1 protein-coding gene is annotated in these 257 nt (G+C 41.2%); it reads left to right on the top strand.

Going from position 1 to position 257, the window contains the following annotated elements:
• Window positions 1-257, top strand: a 257-nt coding sequence (locus SB679_RS25170) for an efflux RND transporter permease subunit (protein WP_410705053.1), incomplete at both ends; no start/stop codon positions are given.

The raw sequence follows: 257 nt of genomic DNA on the forward strand, positions 1-257 counted from the left end.
CCGGAGGTATTTTATTCTGGGCAAGCAGCAGTATGAAGAAAGGATTTGTACCTACAGAAGATAGAGGAATTATCTTTACAGATGTTCAGCTTCCTCCGGGTGCTTCTATGGAAAGAACCTACAACGCTTTGAAAACTCTTCAGGCTAAAGCTATGAAAGTTCCGGGTGTACAGAATGTAACGATTTCTACAGGTAGAGGATTCTTATCCGGAAATGGAAGTAACAACGGTCTTGCCTTTGTTAAGCTGAAACCATTT

This window comes from Chryseobacterium sp. SIMBA_029 (genome assembly GCF_046535275.1).
In the GTDB taxonomy this organism is placed as follows: Bacteria; Bacteroidota; Bacteroidia; order Flavobacteriales; family Weeksellaceae; genus Chryseobacterium.